The following is a 16,761-nucleotide window of genomic DNA, read 5'->3' as shown; positions in this document are numbered from 1 at the left end:
TGGGGTGTGTGGTCAACGGTCCCGGTGAGGCGCGGGAGGCGGATCTCGGGGTGGCCTCGGGCAACGGCAAGGGGCAGATCTTCGTGAAGGGCGAGGTCATCGCGACCGTCCCGGAGTCGAAGATCGTTCAGACCCTGATCGAGGAGGCCATGAAGATCGCCGAGCAGATGGAAGCCGACGGCATCCCCTCCGGCGAACCCGAGGTGCTCATGGCCTGAGCGGCCGACGGGCCCCGCGGGAAGCCGGGTTGACGACCTCGGCACAGGCGCGGGCGGGAGAGGGCGTACGGTGCGGATCCGCGCCGTACCGCTTCCTCTCCCGCCCGCGCCGTCGTCCGTACGGCGGCCTCGGAACGCGCGCTGTCCCCGCCCGGCGGACCGGACGGGGACAGGCTCAGGACGGGGAGGATCCCACCCCGGTCACCGCAGAACTCAGATGATGCTCACACCGTAGGCGCTGAGCGCTTCGGTGACGGGCTGGAAGAACGTGGTGCCGCCGGAGGAGCAGTTGCCGCTGCCGCCGGAGGTCAGGCCGAGCGCGGTGCTGCCCGAGAAGAGCGAGCCGCCGCTGTCGCCGGGCTCGGCGCAGACGTTGGTCTGGATCAGACCGGAGACGATGCCGTCGGCACCGTAGTTCACGGTGGCGTTGAGGCCGGTGACCGAACCGCCGTGGACACCGGTGGTGCTGCCGCTGCGCTGGACCGACTGGCCCACCGAGGCGTTGCCGGCACCGGTGATCTCCTGGTAGCCGCCGTTGTAGAGGTAGACACGGCCGTCGGCCGCACCACCGTTGGAGTGGCGGATGATGCCGTAGTCGTTGCCGGGGAAGCTGGACCCGGCGGTGGTGCCGATCGACCACGAGCTGCCGATGTTGGTGCAGTGGCCCGCGGTCAGCGCGTACTTGGTGCCCGCGCTGTCCTGCACGTTGAAGCCGAGGGAGCACCGGGCTCCACCCGTGGTGATGGCCTCGCCGCCGGCGATGAGCTTGGAGAACTTGCCGGGGGTGTGCTTGAGCACGAGAGCGTCGGCGTTCACGCCGGCCTCGTCCTTGATCTTGGCGATCTCGGCCTTGCTGACCGTGCTGTCGACGGTGACGACGACCTTGTCCGTCTTGGTGTCGACGTACCACGCGGTGCCGCCGACGTCGGCGGTGCGCAGGGAGTCGGCCGTGGCCTTGAGCTCGGTGGCGCTGAACGTCTTCGGGGCCGGCTGGGCCGCGGCGGTGGCGGCGGGGACCGCCAGTGCCGCGGTGGCCGCGAGGCCGGTCGCCGCGGCGATGAGTCGTGCGCGTCTCGAAAGGTGGCGGGGGTGTGAGAGTCGCACTGTGTCCTCCAGGTCGTGGGGAACCAGGGGGCGTGATGACGCCCCCATGACACGTCGTCAGGATGTGAAGGTGATGTGACCCTGACAACGTTGCTTATGCTGGGCAGCCCGGCCCGTCCGCGCAAGACCCCCGGGACAGGGCTGGCCGACATGCAGCCGCCACCCGTACTCCAGACACCACCAAACCGGTGGATTGGCAACCGTGTGCAGCGGCCCCGATGACGGAAACCTAGCGGCGGCCCGCAGGACCCTCCGAGGACCTGGACTCCCCCGGCCCGACCCCATACGGCACGCCCCGCACCCCGGCCCCATCCGCCCCAACGGCACAGCCCCGGCCGGTGTCCCCGAAGCCCCGTCCGCCGGGCGGCGGACGGGACCTTCCGGACCCGGCCCGGGGCCCGTCCGGCACCTCACCCTCTGCCGCGGGGCCGCCCCGCGGGCGACGACGGGAGGCGTCGGACAGGTCCTAACGCCGCAGCAGGTCCCGGGAGTCGGAGTCCTGCACCTCGCGGCCGTCCAGGGGCCGCAGCATCCGGCCGGCGACCTGGACCCGGGAGGTGCAGCCGAGCTTCTGCATCACCTTGCGCATGTGGTTGACCGCCGTCCACTCGGCGATGCCGAGCCTGCGGGCCACCTCCCGGTTGGTGAGGCCCTCCGTGACCAGCATCGCCACCTCGTGCTCCCGGCGGGTCAGCGAGCCCACCACATCGGTGGAGCTGGGCTGGTGCCTGGTCGGCTCGATGAGGGTGAGGGCCAGCGCCACCGCCGCGGCCGGGGTGCTGGCGGCCCCCTCCTGCCAGGCGGTCTCGAAGGCGGCCGCGCCCATCCGCTCGCTGACCCGGTCGAGCAGTCCGGCGGCGACCGCTCCCGGCTGCCCGGCCAGGGTGTCCCCCGCGCCGCGCCGGATGGCGTCCGCCGAGCCGAGCAGCCGGGCCGCCCGCTCCCAAGCGGCCGCCGTACGCCCGTACTTGTGGGTCAGCAGTTCGGCGAGCACCGCCAAGCCCCGTGCCACCTCGGGGAGATCACCGCGCTCCTGGAGCAACAGCAGTGCCCGGCAGGCCAGTTGCTCGGCGTGCTCGTAGTCGCCCTGAGTGACCGTCAGGCCGGCCAGGGTGAGCTGGGCCCGGGCCGCGGCGCGGGTGTCCTCGGCGCCCTCGAAGAGCCGCACCGCCTCCGCCGCGTGCCGTACCGCCTGCGCGGTGTCGCCCCGGTCCCGGCGGACCTCGGCGAGCCGGGCCAGGGTCGCCGCCCTGCGCCCCGGGCAGCCCTCGGGTCCGGGCTCGGCGAGGACCAGGGTCAACTGGTGCTCGGCGGCGGGCAGATCACCCTGGAGCTGGGCGAGCCGTGCCAGGTGCAGCCGGGTGAGCGCGACGCCCGCCTCCTCGTCCCGCGCGGTGTACGCAGCGAGCGCCTCCGCCAAGAGGGGGGCGGCGGCCTCGGGTTCACCGTCCAGGAGCAGGGCCTCGCCGAGCGCCTGGGCGGCGGCCGGGCGCACCTCCTGGCTCTCCACGCCGAGGCCGAGGGCGGCGGACAGCCAGTCCACGGCCTCGCGCGCCTCGCCGCGCAGCAGCCAGCAGGGCTGGGCCGCGGTGGCCAGCCGGGCCGCCGCCTCGACCCGGCCGCCCTCGACCAGGAACTCCAGGGCGGCCCGGACGTCGAGCCGCCAGTGCGCGAACTCCTCAGCGGCCTGGGCCTGTTGGGCACCCCGCAGCCGTTCGCGGAGCCCGTGCACCCGGCGCTGGAAGAAGGCGGCGTGCTCGGCGCGCGCCTCGGTCAGCGCCCCGCGGCGGCCGAGGTCCGCGAGCGCGTACGCCCGGGACCTGCGCAGCATCCAGAAGCGCACGCTGCCGTCCCGCTGCTCCTCGGTGAGCAGGGCGCTGTGGTCGACCAGTTCCTCAAGTGCCCGCCGGGTGAGGTCGAGCGGCAGTTCCAGCACCCCGGCGGCCTCGGCCACGCCGAAGCTGCGCTCGAAGACCGCGAGGCGCACCAGGAGCCGTACCGCGTCCAGGGCGAGCCCGCGGGCGTCGGGTCCGGCCACCGCGCCGGGGCGGGCCGGGTCCTCCTCGAAGGCGGCCCTCGCGCCGGTCCCGGCCGGGGTGGACATCGCCGGGTCGCGCAGCACTTCGTCGAGGAGCACGCTCGGCGAGCTGACCTTGAGCCGGGAGGCGGCGGCCTCCAGGGAGAGCGGCAGCCCGTCGAGCATCCGGCACAGCCGGGCGACGGTCTCGCGGTTCTCCTCGGTGAGCCGGAACCCGGGGCGCAGCGCCCGGGTGCGGTCCACCAGGAGGCGTACCGAGTCCACCTGCCCGAGCCGGGCGAGGTCCTGGGCGTCCTCCTCGGTGGGCACCGCGAGCGGGAAGAGCGGCACCCGGTGCTCGCCGTACATGCCGAGGACCTGGGTGCCCACGGTGAGCAGGCACAGCCGCCGGGCCAGCGGGGCGACCGCCTCCCAGAGTTCGGCGATGCCCTCGCAGGAGCGGCTGCCGCAGTCGAGGACGAGCAGGAGGTCCCGGCCGGTCAGCAAGTCGCGCAGCAGGTCGAGCGGTTCGGCCCCGGCCGGGCACTCCTCGTCGGTGAGCGCCTCGGCGACCGCGCGGGCGAGGCCGCCGTCCCGGTCGCCGGGCCGGGCGGGCAGCGCGTCGAGTTCGAGGTAGCGCCCGCCGTCGGCGAAGTCGCCGCGCATCTCCTCGAAGAAGACGTCGGCGAGGCGGCTCTTGCCGACGCCGACCGGTCCGGTGAGGGTGAGGACCTGTCCGCCGGGCGCGCCGGCGCGGGCTTTGAGGTCGGCGAGTTCGGTGTCCCGGCCGACATGGGAGGTGAGCGGGTAGTGCGCCCGCTGGTGGGTGAGCACGGCCTGCCCGGTCCCGGTAGTGCCTGCCGCGAATGTGGTACCCGCACCGTTCGACGCCCGCATGGCTGCCCCCGCCTGCTTGTGGTGTCCGCAAGACTGATGTCTGCCGATTGACGGAACCTCGCAGGTCCCGTCCAAAGATCGGTCAAGGTTCGGTCAACGCGGCACAGGAGGGCGGCATTCCGCTCCTGGCGTTACGCGGAGCAGCCGCCCGCGGGCCGGGGACACGGCCTGCGGACGGCTGCGGTGAGGAGGCCGCCGGGGGGGGCGGCGGCCGGACCTCCGGTGCGGATCAGGCGGAAGGTCCGGAGCCGGCGCTCCGGGACAGGATCCGCTCGGCGGCCAGTTCCCCGGCCTGGACCGCGGCCTCGCTGGTGGGGCGCTGGAAGACCCAGTCCCCGGCGAACTCCACCGGGCCGTGCGGCCGGTCGAGGAAGGCGCTCTGCAGGCGCAGCGCGTCCGGGGTGGCCTCCGGCGCCGCGTACGGGAAGCGGTGCACGGCGGAGCCGAGGACCGCCGCGCGCAGCTGGGGCACATAGCGCTCGGCGCGCGCGAGCAGCGCCTCGACCACCTCCTCGTCGGGCCGCTCGATCAGCTCGTCGGTGGCCCGCTCGGCGGTGAGCATGCTGATCAGGCCCTTGCCCCGCGGTGCCCGGTTGGCGGCCTTGGAGTGCTCGAAGGTCAGCCCCGACAGATAGCCGTCCTCCTTCTCCGGGATCAGCAGCGCGTAGACCTTCGGGGTGCCCCGCGACTGCCTGACCGCGAGCGGCCGGTCCACCCGCAGCGTCACCCGGATCATCCGGGAGTACGAGGTCGCGTCCAGGAAGGGCAGTTCGGCCGCCGGAGCCGAGGGGTACAGCTTGCGGGCCACCGGCGCGGGCACGGCGAGGACGACGTCGTTCGCGGTGAGCACCCGGCCGTCGGCGAAGGCCACCCGGACGCCGCCGCCGGGCTGTGCGGCGACCTCCTGCACGGCGCTGCCGGTGTGCACCGTCAGCTTCGCGGCCACCCGCCGGGCGAGGGCGTCCATGCCGTCCCGGTAGGTGCGCCAGCCGTGCAGTCCCCGGGTGGCGACCATGGTGGCCACCAGGGGTGCCACACAGGAGCGCCGGGTGTTCCAGGCCCAGCCGGTGGCGGCGGCGGGCTGGAGCAGGTAGTCGTGCAGATCGGGGTGGCGGCCCTCGACCAGCTCGGCGACCGTACGCAGCCCGAGCGGGCCCTCGCCGGGCCGCCGGGTGTCCGTCTTGCCGAGCGCGGGCAGCAGCGAGCCGAACATCCCGGTCATCGCCATCCGGCCCGGCAGCGAGAGGCCCGCGCCGGTGAGGGTGCCGACGAAGTGCCCGCTGCCCGCGTGCGCCTTGCCGTCGCGCCAGACCCCGGCGAGGCTCTTCACCTTGAGCACGCCGCCGTCCCGGTCGAGGCCGACGTCCTTGATCAGCCGCCAGGTCGCCGGATAGCCGTGCGAGGCAAGGGTCTCGGTGCCCTTCTCCACCAGCCAGCCGTCTTCCCTGCGCGCCTGCATCCGGCCGCCGACCTCCTCGTCGGCCTCGAACACCTCCGGTACCCGCCCGGCCTCCTGGAGCCGGTAGGCGGCGGTGAGTCCGGAGATCCCGGCGCCGATGACCGCCACATCGACATGGCTGCTCGTACGATCCATGGCAGCTCTTCCCCTCTCCCGCGGCCCGCTCAGGTCCAGCGTCCGGTGCCGAAGGTCTCCTCGCCGAGCAGGCGCTCGCGCAGTTCGACCCGGCGCACCTTGCCGGTGCTGGTCCGCGGCATCTCCTCCAGCGGGATCACCATCGGCGTGCCCAGCGGGGGCAGGTCCGCGGTGGCCCGGCGCCAGGCCGCCTCGTCGAGGGTGCCGTCCTTGGTGCTGAGCACCGGCAGCGGCTCCTTGCCGGGGATGCCGATCACGGCGGCCTCGATCAGCTCGGGCAGCCGGTCGGCGAGCACGTCCTCCAGCTCGATGCAGCTCATGCCCGGGATCACGTCGACCTCGCGGTCGAGGAGCCGGAAGTTGCCGCTCGCGCTGCGCACGCCCCAGTCGCCGGTGTTCCACCACTTGCCCTTGGCCTTCTCCCGCCAGCGCTGGGGCTCACCGAGGTAGCCGATGCAGCGGCCGTCGGTGCGGGTGAAGAGCACCCCGGGGGTGCCGTTGGGGACCGGCTTCATGGTCGCCGGGTCGACGACCTTCATCGAGGTGAAGCCCGGGATGGGGCGGCCGACGTCGCGGGTGGTGGGGTGCCGGTCGCCCTTGGCCTCCATCGCCTTGCGGGTCAGCAGCCGGAAGGTCATCGGACCGGTCTCGGACTGGCCCCAGCCCTGGAGCCAGGACGGGAAGCGCCGCCTGCTCGCGTTCAGGAAGCGGCGGACGGTCGGCGGGTGCACGGCGTCGAAGGTGCTCACGAACAGCCGTACGTCCGCGAAGAGTTCGGAGCGGCGCTCGGCCAGGTCCTGCCAGCCGATGTACGCGGCGGGCAGCCCCTCCAGGTAGGTGGGGCGGCGCTTGGCGAACATCCGCTCGGCGGTCGCCGGGTCGGCGTCGGCGAGCACCATGGCGTCCTTGGGCTCCAGCTTCAGGGTGCCGGTGCTCCAGGTGATCATGCGCATGTGGTTGTACGGGGTGGCGGTGGCCACGATGTCGGAGCGCTTCATGGCGACGATCGGGAAGCGCAGCGACTCGGTGCGGCCGAGGTGGCCGAGCACGGTGTCCACCGAGTGCACCACCAGCTTGGGCACACCGGTGGTGCCCGAGGTGTGGGTGGCGACCATCGGCTCGTAGCTCGCGCTCTTGTGCACCCGCGGCTTCGCGGCCCCGCGCAGCTCCTCCAGGGCGACGGTGCCGGACGCGGCGGAGCCGACCGTCACGGTGCGCGGCGCGAGGGACTTGAGGTCCACTCCGGCCTCGGCGGCGCGCGCGAGGATGCCCTCGGTGGTGACCAGGACCTGGGCCTCGGCCCTCTTGAGCACGGTGCCCAGGGTGGCGGGCGGCAGGCTGCCCGCGACGAGCACCGGCAGGGCGCCGAAGCGCGAGGCGGCGCAGGCGAGGATCAGGTAGTCCCAGTGGTTGTCCTTGGCGATGGCCACCCGGTCACCGGCCCGCGCGCCCGCCTCGTACAGCGCCGCCGACATCTCCTCGACGAGTCCGGCGAGGGCGGGCACGGAGAGCTCGGTGCCGACCTCGGGGGCGATGTCGAAGGGGCGGCTGAGGTGGAAGAGGGTGCTGCGCCCGGCCTGCGCCTGCTCGTCGAAGAGCAGACCGAGGCCGCTGGGATTCTTCTTCAATGACATGTCTGTCTGTCCTGTCCGGAGCCGGCGCCGCCTGTCGGGAGGCGGCGCCGCCCCTCAGCTGGCGAAGTGGATCAGGTTGGCCACGACGACTCCGGCGACGCCGGTACGGAACGCCAGCACGCCCCGCCTGCGTGCGAGGAGCGCGTCGCCGGTACGGCCGAAGGAGAGGAACTGCCGCGACCTCAGCGCCATCTGCGGCAGCAGCGCGGCGAAGAACCACCAGGGGGTCCAGCCCGCCGCCGAGGCCCCGAGGACGAGCAGCAGGTCGGCCGCGGAGAGCAGCCCGATGAAGAGCAGGTTGCCGCGGGCCGAGGTGCGCACCGCCACCGTGGTGCGCCCGACGGCCGCGTCCCCGCTGATGTCCTTGGTGTTGGAGTAGCAGGAGACGAGGATCTGCCAGAGCCCGAACAGCACGCCCTCCACCAGGACCGTGGCGGGCAGCTCCCCCGCCACGAAGCCGTAGGGCGCGATGACGATGACCAGCGGGCAGCCCATGATGAGGACTTCGCCGAGGCCGCGGTAGCTCAGCTTGAGGCCCCAGGAGTACTGGAACCCGGCGAAGAGGACCAGGCCCGTGATCGCCAGGGCCCAGCCGGGCCGCTCCGGGGCGAGCACCGCGCTGGCGGTCCAGAACAGCGCTCCCCAGATCAGGCTGAGGTAGCCGAAGCGGGTCGCCTGCGCGACGGTGAGCGCGCCGGTCAGCAGCGGCTTGCGCTCCAGCGGGCGCAGCGGGGTGCCGCCGGTGCCGAGGTAGTTGGCCCGGTCGCTGCCGTCCCGGATGCCGTTGACGTCGTCCAGGGCCATCACCGCCGAGACCACGCCCACCTCGCCGACGAGGAAGAGCAGCAGGGTGGTGAGGGTGTCGGAGGCGAACCGCACACTCCCGGCGAGGGCGGTCCACAGCACCAGCATGCTCAGGTAGTAGTCGAGCACGAACTCGAACTTCGCGAGCCGCGCGTAGGCGACGAGTCGGGCCCGGCCGGTGGCCGGCGGCCCCGCTTCCGCTCCGGTGGCCGGAGCGGAAGCGGGAGCGGGGCCGGACGCGCCGGACACCGCGTCGACGGAGGTGAAGGCGTCCATGTCGGCTGTCGTCTCTCCTTTCGCCGGCCCCCGGCTCAGCCGGTCTGGGTCAGCTTCTCGGCGGCGCGGATGCCGGAGAGCATCGCCGCCTCGGAGATCGGCGAGGTGAAGTAGTCGCCCGCGAAGACGACCGGGGCGTGCTGGAGGCCGATGACCCGCGCGGACATCCGGTAGCGGCCCGGCGCGGGCAGCGGCATCGCCTGCGGGCGGCTGGCGATCTCGAACGGCTCGGCGTCGGCGGGGAAGTCCGGCCACAACTCGGTGACCAGGCGCTTGGTCTCGGCGTACTGCTCCTCCGGGGAGAGGGTCAGCAGGCGGCGGGTCTGCGCCCGGCCCGGGTAGACGAAGGCGAGGTGCTTGTCGACCGGCTTGCCGTTCTCGTCGCGCACCGTGCGCGGGAAGGTGATGATCGTCTTGACCGGCGGGTCGTCCGCGCCCGCGGCCACGATGTGCGCCTCCGAGGGCATGCTGGAGAAGTCGACCAGGTAGGAGACCGACAGCGCGGGCTCGTAGACCTGGGTCTCCAGGAACTCGCGGGTGTCGCGGCCCACCAGGTCGTTGGGGAGCGCGGCGGTGAGCTTGGCGGCGACCGAGGCGGTGGTGGCGACCACCACGTCGTCGAACTCCTCGCTCTGGGTCTCACCGTCGGCGGACCGGGCCGTGATGTGCACCCGCCCGTCGGTGACCTGGAGTTCGGTGACCTCGTGCTCCAGGCGGATGTCCGCGCCCTCGGCGTTGCGCTCGGCGATGACCTCCATGCCGTTGCGGAAGACGTAGAACTTCGCGCCGGCGACCTGGGCCTGCATGGCGCGGACGTGGGCGGCGGAGATGTCCTCGCAGCGCCACAGCCAGAAGGACTCGATCTCCGGGCGCAGCAGGTTGTCGAAGCCGCGCTGGGACAGGCTCTTGCGGGCGTACTGCGCCGCGGTGGTGCCGTCGTCGAACGGCGCGAGCGCCACCGGGTCGAAGATGTCGAGCTGCTTGCGCTTGACCGTCTCCTTCAGGGTGCCGGTCAGGAAGCCGATCCGGTCGCGCAGGCCGACGTGCGGGTAGGTCAGCAGGCTGCGCATCGAGTCGGACAGCAGCTCGGCGGGCTTGCCCTTGTCCACGACAATGACGTTGTTGGACATCTCCACGAGCTGGTCCTCGAGACCGTACTCGCGAATTCGCTCGAACATCAGCTTGTAAAAGCTGGTGAACCAGAGGTTGATGCCGACCGAGGGCTCGATCTCCGAACGGTGCCACGAACGAGCCCGGCCGCCGAGTCCGGCGGCCGCCTCGAATATGACGACCTCACGGCCAGCCTTGATCAACTCCTTGGCGGCGGCGCAACCGGCCATCCCTCCGCCGATGACAGCGGTCCTTCCACGCTGGCTCATTCGCTTGACCCTCCAGGGAATGTCTGGGATTGCCCTCGACTCTTCATGCCGCAATTTAGGAGGGCGGGGCGGTCGCGAGATATAGCAGTCACCGGCGGAATGACCCGCACACACTTGTCATTTTCTTGATTCGGCCCGGCAGGGAGGGTGGCCGGGGAGCAGCGGGTGCCCTCGCTCGATGTCGGCCGACTGTGGCCGCCCAGTGGAGACTTGTCATTGCCAGTGTGCTCGTGCGCTCCCTACCTTGATCGGGTGTACGGGACCGGCACGCCTCCGGCACGCAGGGCGTTTCCCCTCGAAAGGTTGCTCCATGTTCGACTTGCTGGCCAGATTCACCACGCACCGAAGCAGACTGGTCCTGTACCTGTCGGGTGTGCTCCTGGTGGTTGCGGGAGCCCTGGGCGGCTCGGTGATCTCCTCGCTCTCCGCCGGAGGGTTCACGGATGATTCCACCGAATCCGCCCGGACGGCCGAGATACTCGACGGACGATTCGGCTCAGGCGCCCCCAATCTGACCCTGCTGGTCTCGGACAAGCGCGGCGTGGACGACCCCGCGGTCGCCGCCGCCGGTGCGCGCCTGACGAAGCGCATCGCCGCCGAGACGGATGTCGAACAGGCCATCTCCTACTGGTCCTTGGGCAAGGTCCAGCCGCTGCGCGGCAAGGACGGCAACAGCGCGCTCGTGCTGGTGCGCATCGCCGGCGACGAGGACGAGGTCCAGGACGTCCTGGAAAAGATCCAGCCGAAGTACGAGGGCGAGGTCGAGGGGCTCGCCACCCGGGTGGGCGGTTCGGCGGTCGCCAACAAGGAGATCACCGAGACCACGCAGGACGACCTGCTGCTCATCGAGATGGTCACCTTCCCGGTCCTGCTGATCGTGATGCTCTTCGTCTTCCGCACCGTGGTGGCCGCCCTGGTCCCGCTGATGGTGAGCGGTCTGACGATCGTCTCGGTGCTGCTGACCCTGCGCATCCTGACGCTGTTCACCGATGTCTCGGTGCTCGCCACCAATGTCGCCACCGGCCTCGGTCTCGGTCTGGCCATCGACTACAGCCTGATCCTGGTCAAGCGGTACCGCGAGGAGCTGCACGGCGGGGCGGACACCGACACCGCGATCCGCACCGCGCTGCGCACCGCGGGCCGTACGGTCCTGTTCTCCGCGGCCACGGTGGCGCTCGCCCTCGCGGGACTCCTGGTCTTCCCCTTCTACTTCCTGCGCTCCTTCGCCTACGCGGGCATCCCGACCGCGCTGCTCGCCGCGCTGGTCTCGGTGACCTTCCTGCCCGCGCTGCTCAAGGCGCTCGGCCCGCGCATCGAGAAGGGCCGCATCCTCGGCCGCAAGGCGCCGAAGCCGGAACTGCCGGAGTCCGAGCGCTTCTGGTACCGCCTGGCGACCAAGGTCATGCGCTACCCGATCGTGGTCACCGTCGCCGTGGTCGGCGTGCTGCTCGTCCTCGGCTCGCCCTTCCTCAACCTGCGCATGAGCATGCCCGACGACCGGGTGCTGCCCGCCGACACGCAGTCGCGCGAGGTCAGCGACATCCTGCGCAAGGACTTCAACGCCCGTGAGTCCGAGGCGCTGAACGTCGTCCTGAACGACACCCCGGCCGCCGGGGAGCGCAAGATCGACTCCTACGCCGAGCAGCTGTCCTCGCTGGACAACGTGGCCCGGGTCGACAGCGAGGCCGGCTCCTTCGCGGCGGGCAAGCTGGTCGCCCCGCCGGGAGCGGCCGCGGAGCGGTTCGGCGCGGACAACAGCACCTTCCTCTCGGTGATCCCCAAGACCGAGTCGATGAGCGAGGCGGGCGAGCAGCTCGTCGACGACATCCGCGGCACAAAGGCCCCGTACGACGTGCAAGTCGGCGGCCCGGCGGCGGAGTTGGTGGACTCGCTGGACGTCATGTACGACCGGCTGCCGATCGCGCTCGGGATCATCGGCGTCACCACCTTCATCCTGCTCTTCCTCTTCACCGGCAGCCTGGTGCTCCCGCTCAAGGCACTGATCCTCAACTGCCTGAGCCTGAGCGCCACCTTCGGTGTGCTGGTGTGGGGCTTCCAGGACGGCCATCTGGAGGGCCTGGTCGGCGACTTCGTGGTCACCGACAGCATCACCTGGACCGTGCCGCTGCTGCTCTTCTGCATCGCCTTCGGCATGTCGATGGACTACGAGGTCTTCCTGCTCTCCCGGATCAAGGAGGAGTGGGACCGCTCGGCGGACAACACCCTCGCGGTGGCCCGCGGCCTGGAGCGCACCGGCGCGATGGTGACCGCCGCGGCGGGACTGATCGCCATCGTCTGGCTGGGCTTCCTGCTCTCGGGCATCGCCTACCTCAAGGCGATCGGCCTCGGCCTGGCCCTCGCGGTCCTGATGGACGCCACCCTGGTACGCGGCGCCCTGGTCCCGGCGTTCATGAAGCTCGCCGGGCGCGCCAACTGGTGGGCGCCGGGTCCGCTGGCCCGCTTCCACCAGAAGTACGGTCTGCGGGAGGCACCGGAGTCCGAGCCGGTGGCGGCCGGGATCAGCGAGCCCGCACCGGACAGCGCCCGGGACGAGCACGCCCGTCCGGGAAGCCTGCGCTGACCCGCACCGCACACGAAGTCCCCCTCGGCGGAACCGGATCGGTTCCCGCGGAGGGGGACTTCGCTGTGTCCTCGTGCTGGTGAGGAGCCCGGGCCCAGGCCGGGCGCCCAGCCGGTGTGTCCGGCTGGGCGCCTCATCCCGCGGGGGTCAACTTCGGTAACCGGCAAGGGTCCTGGAGCACGCAGGCGGTGGAGGTCTCGGTCAGCAGCCGCAGCGGCGCGGGCCCGGTGTCCTCCGCCCGGAGCCGCGCGGCGAGCCGGACCAGCTCCGGTACCCGGAAGGTCTGCTCGGCACCCGGCCGGGCCTCGGCCAGCTCCACCACATGGTGGTCGAGGAGCCGGCCGATCATCAACTCGGCGGCGGAGGTGTCCAGGGCGAGCACCCGGGCCGTCCAGGAGACGTCGAAGGACGCCCCGTCCCGCGCGAGCCTGCCGAGTGCCCGGCGCTCCGGCTCAGGAAGCCGCAGCGGACCGGAGGCCATCCGCTCCGCCACGTCCAGCGAACCGGCACCCAGCTCGGCGAGGCGGCAGGCCTCGGGACCGAGCCGGTCGGCCAGCTCGGTCACCGACCACATGGGGCGGGCCAGCAGCGTCTCCCCCGCCGCCCGGACGCCCAGGACCCGGTTGCCGGTGAGGCGCACCACCCGGCGTGCCGCGTCGAGGTCGGCCTCGACGCGCTCCGCGCCCGCGAGCGAGGAGAGCAGGGAGAGGGCGTCGCCGGTCTCCATCGGCGCCATCTCGACGATGACATTGCCGGGCAGCCCCGGCAGCCGGACCCGCGAGGTGATCAGCACGGCGCTCCCCGAGCCGCCCGGCAGCAGCGGCAGGACCTGCTCGGGGCCGCCCGCGTCGTCGAGCACCAGGAGCAGTTGCTTGTCGGCGGTCCAGGAGCGGAAGACCCGCGCCAACTCGTCGATGCGCTCCGGCAGTTCGGAGACCGGCAGGCCGATGTCCCGCAGCAGGGCGCGCAGCACCGCCCGGGGGTCGATCGGGGCGCCGTCCTCGTCGTGCAGGCGGACGTATAACTGCCCGTCGCCAAAACGCGAGCGCAGCAGATGCGCCGCCCTGACGGCCACCGTGCTCTTGCCCGCGCCCACCCCGCCGAGCACGGTGACCACCTGGGGGGCGGCGAGGTGCGGGCTGCTCTGCGCGCCCGCGTGGCGCACGATCACCGAGAGCTCCGCCTGCCGTCCGACGAAGTCCCGTATGTCGGAGGGCAGTTGGGCGATGGGCCGCTTCAGGAAGCGGTACTTCGCGGTCTTCGCCGCCCGCGCCCCGAGATCGGTCGGGGCGGCCGGGGCGGGGCCGGGGACCAGGTCCAGCACGGGCGATTCGTTGAGGACGTCGCTCTGCAGCCGCTGGAGCCGGTGCGAGGGCTCGATGCCCAGCTCGCCGACGAGATGGCGGCGCAGCTGGGCGAAGGCCTGGAGCGCGGCGCCCCGTTGGCCCGAGCGGTAGGCGGCGAGCATGAACTGGGCGGCGAAGTCCTCGTTCAGCGGGTGCTCGGCGGTGAGCTGCCGCAGCTCGCCCAGGAGTTGGTGGTGCCGTCCGAGCCGCAGGTCCGCCTCGGCCCGCAGCCGCACCGCGGTCAGCCAGGACTCGGCGAGCGGGGCGATCCGGGCGGCGAGCGCGGGGCCGGTGTCGATGTCGGCGAAGGCGTCGCCCCGCCACAGGACCAGCGCCTCGCGCAGCACCCGGGCGGCCTCCTCGGGGTCGCCCTCGTCGAGGGCGGCGCGCCCCACGGCGAGGTACCGCTCGAACTGCCACAGGTCGTACTCGTCGCTGTCGAGGCGGATCCGGTAGCCGTTGGGGCAGGTCAGCAGGCGCTCCCCGAAGCCGCCCGCGAACTCCTTGCGGAGCTGGTAGACGTACGTCTGCACGGTCTTGCGGGCCAGCCGCGGCGGTTCACCGTCCCAGAGCTCGTCGACCAGCGTCGATATCCGCACCTGCTCGTTGGCGTGCAGCAGCAGGGAGGCGAGCAGGCGGCGGGCCATCGGCGCGGACGGCGCCCGGTCCACGCTGCTCCCGGTGATCTCCATGGCTCCCAGGACCCGGATGCACAGAGGCGCGGTGCCCTCGGACCGGGTGCCGGACGGGCCGGGAATTTCGGTGGCCGGATACGTCAATTGCTGTTCTGTCCTTTCGCATCGCCTCTCCGGGATGCGCACGGCACCCCGGACCGAGGCAGCGGACTGCGCGTCCGCACCTTCGACCCCACTAATCGAGCGCCCGTTTTGTCGGCTTCGACAACCCTTTTCGGGCACTCGCTCCGGCGGCTCGGGGCACACGTGGGCCCCGCGGAAATGTCCGGAGAATTACCACTCCCCGTGAATGAGTAAGCGCACCTTACTGTGCGGCTGCCGATGGTGCCTCCTGATTGACCGCGACGTCGACAGTCCACGCACTGATGGAGCCCATTCCTCCGGTCATGGCCTTTAGTGGACAGCGCGGTGTCCGCTTCCGCCGGGCGGCCGCGGACGGACGATACGCCCCGCTATGTGCCTCTTCGCCCCGCCGCGAGACGAGGGCGCGCCCCGCCTCACGAGAAGGGCGGACACCCGCGCAGGGCGGGGCGGTACGGGCGGCGCGGCGGACGTGCGGGCGCTTTACGCAGCGGCTGCCGCGAACGCGGTGCCCCCGGAAGTCGGCGCCCGAAGCACTCCGTACCTCGCGAGGCGCGGTTGTCCGGCCTCGGCCCGTCTTTTCCCGGCCGGAATACCCCGCCTTCGCCTCGGTGCGGGCGTGCGTTCACCGCCGCGTTCCCTTTCGCCGACTTCGCGATGAGGAATCGGATAATCCGCCGTACCGCGGCCCATACCGCGACCCGAGTGTCTCCGGGCGGAACTCCGGTCCCCGGTGAGAGGCCATGACCGCTTATCCGCGTCCGCGCGGCGGCGGGAAGCGGGCCGGGCGCCCGAATGGCCCGGTCCCGATGGCGGCCCCGGAGCGCGGCCCGAAGCATCGGCGACAGGACGACACCCCCTGTCAGCGAGCGAGCGGAGCGATTCCATGCGGTGTGGCGCCACAGGACGGACGGTCAAGAGGGGCCGGTACCGCGGGAAGCGGCCGGTGGTGGCGGCGCTCGCCGTGGCGGTGCTCGGCACGACGGCCGCCTGCTCGGGCGAGCTCACCCGGGACACCCCCGCCCGGCCGGGAGCCGCCGAGGCCGGGACACCGGGCGCGGCGCGCGGCTTCACCCTGGTGGCCACCGGCGATCTGCTCGTCCACGACTCGGTCATCCGGCAGGCCGCGGCCGACAGCGGCGGCAGCAGCAGCGGCAGCGGCTACGACTTCGGCCCCATGCTCGCCGCCGCGAAACCCCTGGTCTCCGGCGCCGATGTGGCGCTCTGCCACATGGAGACGGTGTACGGGGCGAGCGGCGGCCCGTACACCGGATACCCCCTCTTCAAGTCCCCGCCGCAGATCGCCCGAAGCGTCCGGGACCTCGGCTACCACTCCTGTTCCACCGCCTCCAACCACACCCTGGACGCCGGGGCCGAGGGCGTCTCCCGCACCCTCGGCGCGCTGGACGCGGCCCGGCTGCGGCACACCGGCTCCGCGCGCTCGGCGAAGGAGGGCGGGGCCACGACCTTCCTCAAGGCGGGCGGCGCCACCGTCGCGCACCTCGCCTACACCTACGGCACCAACGGCATCCCGGTACCGGCGGACCGCCCGTGGCTGGTCAACCTCCTCGACCCCGAGCGGGTCGTCCACGACGCCCGTGCCGCCCGCCGCGCCGGGGCGGACGTGGTGGTGGTCAGCACGCACTGGGGCACCGAGTGGCAGCAGGAGCCGGACCAGGAGCAACTCGACGTCGCCCAGCGCCTCACCCGGTCCGCGACCGGCGGCCGACGCGACATCGACCTCGTCATCGGCACGCACAACCATGTGCCCCAGCCCTACGAGAAGGTCAACGGCACCTGGGTCGTCTACGGGCTCGGCGACCAGATCGCCGGGCGCATGAACGACGCCCGCGGCCAGCTCGGCACCGCCGCCCGCTTCACCTTCGCCCCGCCGCGCAAGCCGGGTGCCGCCTGGCACGTCAAGAAGGCGGAGGCGCTCCCCTTCCGTGTGGACAACGACCCGCTGCGGCTCGTCGACCTCAACAGCGCCCTCGCCGAGGACCCCGGGCGCACCGACTACACCCACGCCCGCGACACCATCCGGCAGGCGGTCCTCAGCCGCGGCGCACGCTCCGCGGGCCTCGTCTTCGCCCCGGGGGAACCCGGCTGATCCGGCCCCCGCGCGTCCGTACCGA

The 16,761-nt window shown here is 72.5% G+C and carries 9 protein-coding genes and 1 pseudogene; 3 read left to right on the top strand and 7 right to left on the bottom strand.

The features are described 5' to 3' along the window. A pseudogene (locus HFV08_RS17080) lies at positions 1-218 on the top strand (flavodoxin-dependent (E)-4-hydroxy-3-methylbut-2-enyl-diphosphate synthase); the annotation flags it as partial. Positions 219-431: 213 nt separating this feature from the next. Here the strand turns inward: HFV08_RS17080 and HFV08_RS17075 are convergent. The 6 genes from HFV08_RS17075 to HFV08_RS17050 all read right to left on the bottom strand — a co-directional run bounded on the left by HFV08_RS17075 (position 432) and on the right by HFV08_RS17050 (position 9,923). After that, the gene (locus HFV08_RS17075) at positions 432-1,322 is read right to left on the bottom strand and encodes a S1 family peptidase (protein WP_312885657.1); all 891 of its coding nucleotides are present in this window, start codon (positions 1,320-1,322) and stop codon (positions 432-434) included. Positions 1,323-1,788: 466 nt separating this feature from the next. Further along, positions 1,789-4,173, bottom strand: a complete 2,385-nt coding sequence (locus HFV08_RS32370) for an ATP-binding protein (protein WP_168540404.1) — start codon at positions 4,171-4,173, stop codon at positions 1,789-1,791. 292 nt (positions 4,174-4,465) lie between these two features. Continuing rightward, positions 4,466-5,830 carry a protoporphyrinogen/coproporphyrinogen oxidase gene (locus HFV08_RS17065; RefSeq protein WP_168540402.1) on the bottom strand — a complete coding sequence of 455 codons (1,365 nt, stop codon included), beginning with the start codon at positions 5,828-5,830 and terminating at the stop codon, positions 4,466-4,468. 29 nt (positions 5,831-5,859) lie between these two features. Next, entirely contained in the window at positions 5,860-7,464 is a 1,605-nt protein-coding gene (locus HFV08_RS17060) for a class I adenylate-forming enzyme family protein (protein ID WP_168540400.1), read from the bottom strand. Between the two features lie 54 nt (positions 7,465-7,518). Continuing rightward, complete coding sequence (locus HFV08_RS17055) at positions 7,519-8,544, bottom strand: UbiA family prenyltransferase (RefSeq protein WP_052482117.1); 1,026 nt, start codon at positions 8,542-8,544, stop codon at positions 7,519-7,521. Between the two features lie 35 nt (positions 8,545-8,579). Continuing rightward, positions 8,580-9,923: an FAD-dependent oxidoreductase gene (locus HFV08_RS17050; RefSeq protein WP_168540398.1), complete on the bottom strand. Its 1,344-nt coding sequence runs from the start codon at positions 9,921-9,923 to the stop codon at positions 8,580-8,582. A gap of 310 nt (positions 9,924-10,233) precedes the next feature. On the opposite strand from HFV08_RS17050, the gene HFV08_RS17045 reads away from it, so the two are divergent. Then, a complete protein-coding gene (locus HFV08_RS17045; RefSeq protein WP_168540396.1) occupies positions 10,234-12,504 on the top strand; it encodes an MMPL family transporter in 2,271 nt (756 codons plus the stop codon). Between the two features lie 133 nt (positions 12,505-12,637). Here HFV08_RS17045 and HFV08_RS17040 read toward each other — a convergent pair whose 3' ends face one another. Then, on the bottom strand, positions 12,638-14,542 hold the full coding sequence (locus HFV08_RS17040) for an AfsR/SARP family transcriptional regulator (RefSeq protein WP_168540394.1): 1,905 nt from the start codon (positions 14,540-14,542) through the stop codon (positions 12,638-12,640). Positions 14,543-15,575: 1,033 nt separating this feature from the next. Between HFV08_RS17040 and HFV08_RS17035 the strand changes: the two genes are divergently transcribed. Continuing rightward, a complete protein-coding gene (locus HFV08_RS17035; RefSeq protein ID WP_312885663.1) occupies positions 15,576-16,736 on the top strand; it encodes a CapA family protein in 1,161 nt (386 codons plus the stop codon). Positions 16,737-16,761: the final 25 nt, after the last annotated feature.

The sequence above is a fragment of the Streptomyces physcomitrii genome (genome assembly GCF_012273655.1).
Taxonomy (GTDB): Bacteria; Actinomycetota; Actinomycetes; order Streptomycetales; family Streptomycetaceae; genus Streptomyces; species Streptomyces physcomitrii.
The sequence above is the reverse complement of the archived record's forward strand: the minus strand, read 5'-3'. Positions and strand labels throughout refer to the sequence as shown.

Bases quoted from the DNA above. Each gene is read 5' to 3' on its own strand.
- HFV08_RS17065 (WP_168540402.1), bottom strand. From the start codon at position 5,830: ATGGATCGTACGAGCAGCCATGTCGATGTGGCGGTCATCGGCGCCGGG.
- HFV08_RS17055 (WP_052482117.1), bottom strand. From the start codon at position 8,544: ATGGACGCCTTCACCTCCGTCGACGCGGTGTCCGGCGCGTCCGGCCCC.
- HFV08_RS17050 (WP_168540398.1), bottom strand. From the start codon at position 9,923: ATGAGCCAGCGTGGAAGGACCGCTGTCATCGGCGGAGGGATGGCCGGT.
- HFV08_RS17060 (WP_168540400.1), bottom strand. From the start codon at position 7,464: ATGTCATTGAAGAAGAATCCCAGCGGCCTCGGTCTGCTCTTCGACGAG.
- HFV08_RS17040 (WP_168540394.1), bottom strand. From the start codon at position 14,542: ATGGAGATCACCGGGAGCAGCGTGGACCGGGCGCCGTCCGCGCCGATG.
- HFV08_RS17045 (WP_168540396.1), top strand. From the start codon at position 10,234: ATGTTCGACTTGCTGGCCAGATTCACCACGCACCGAAGCAGACTGGTC.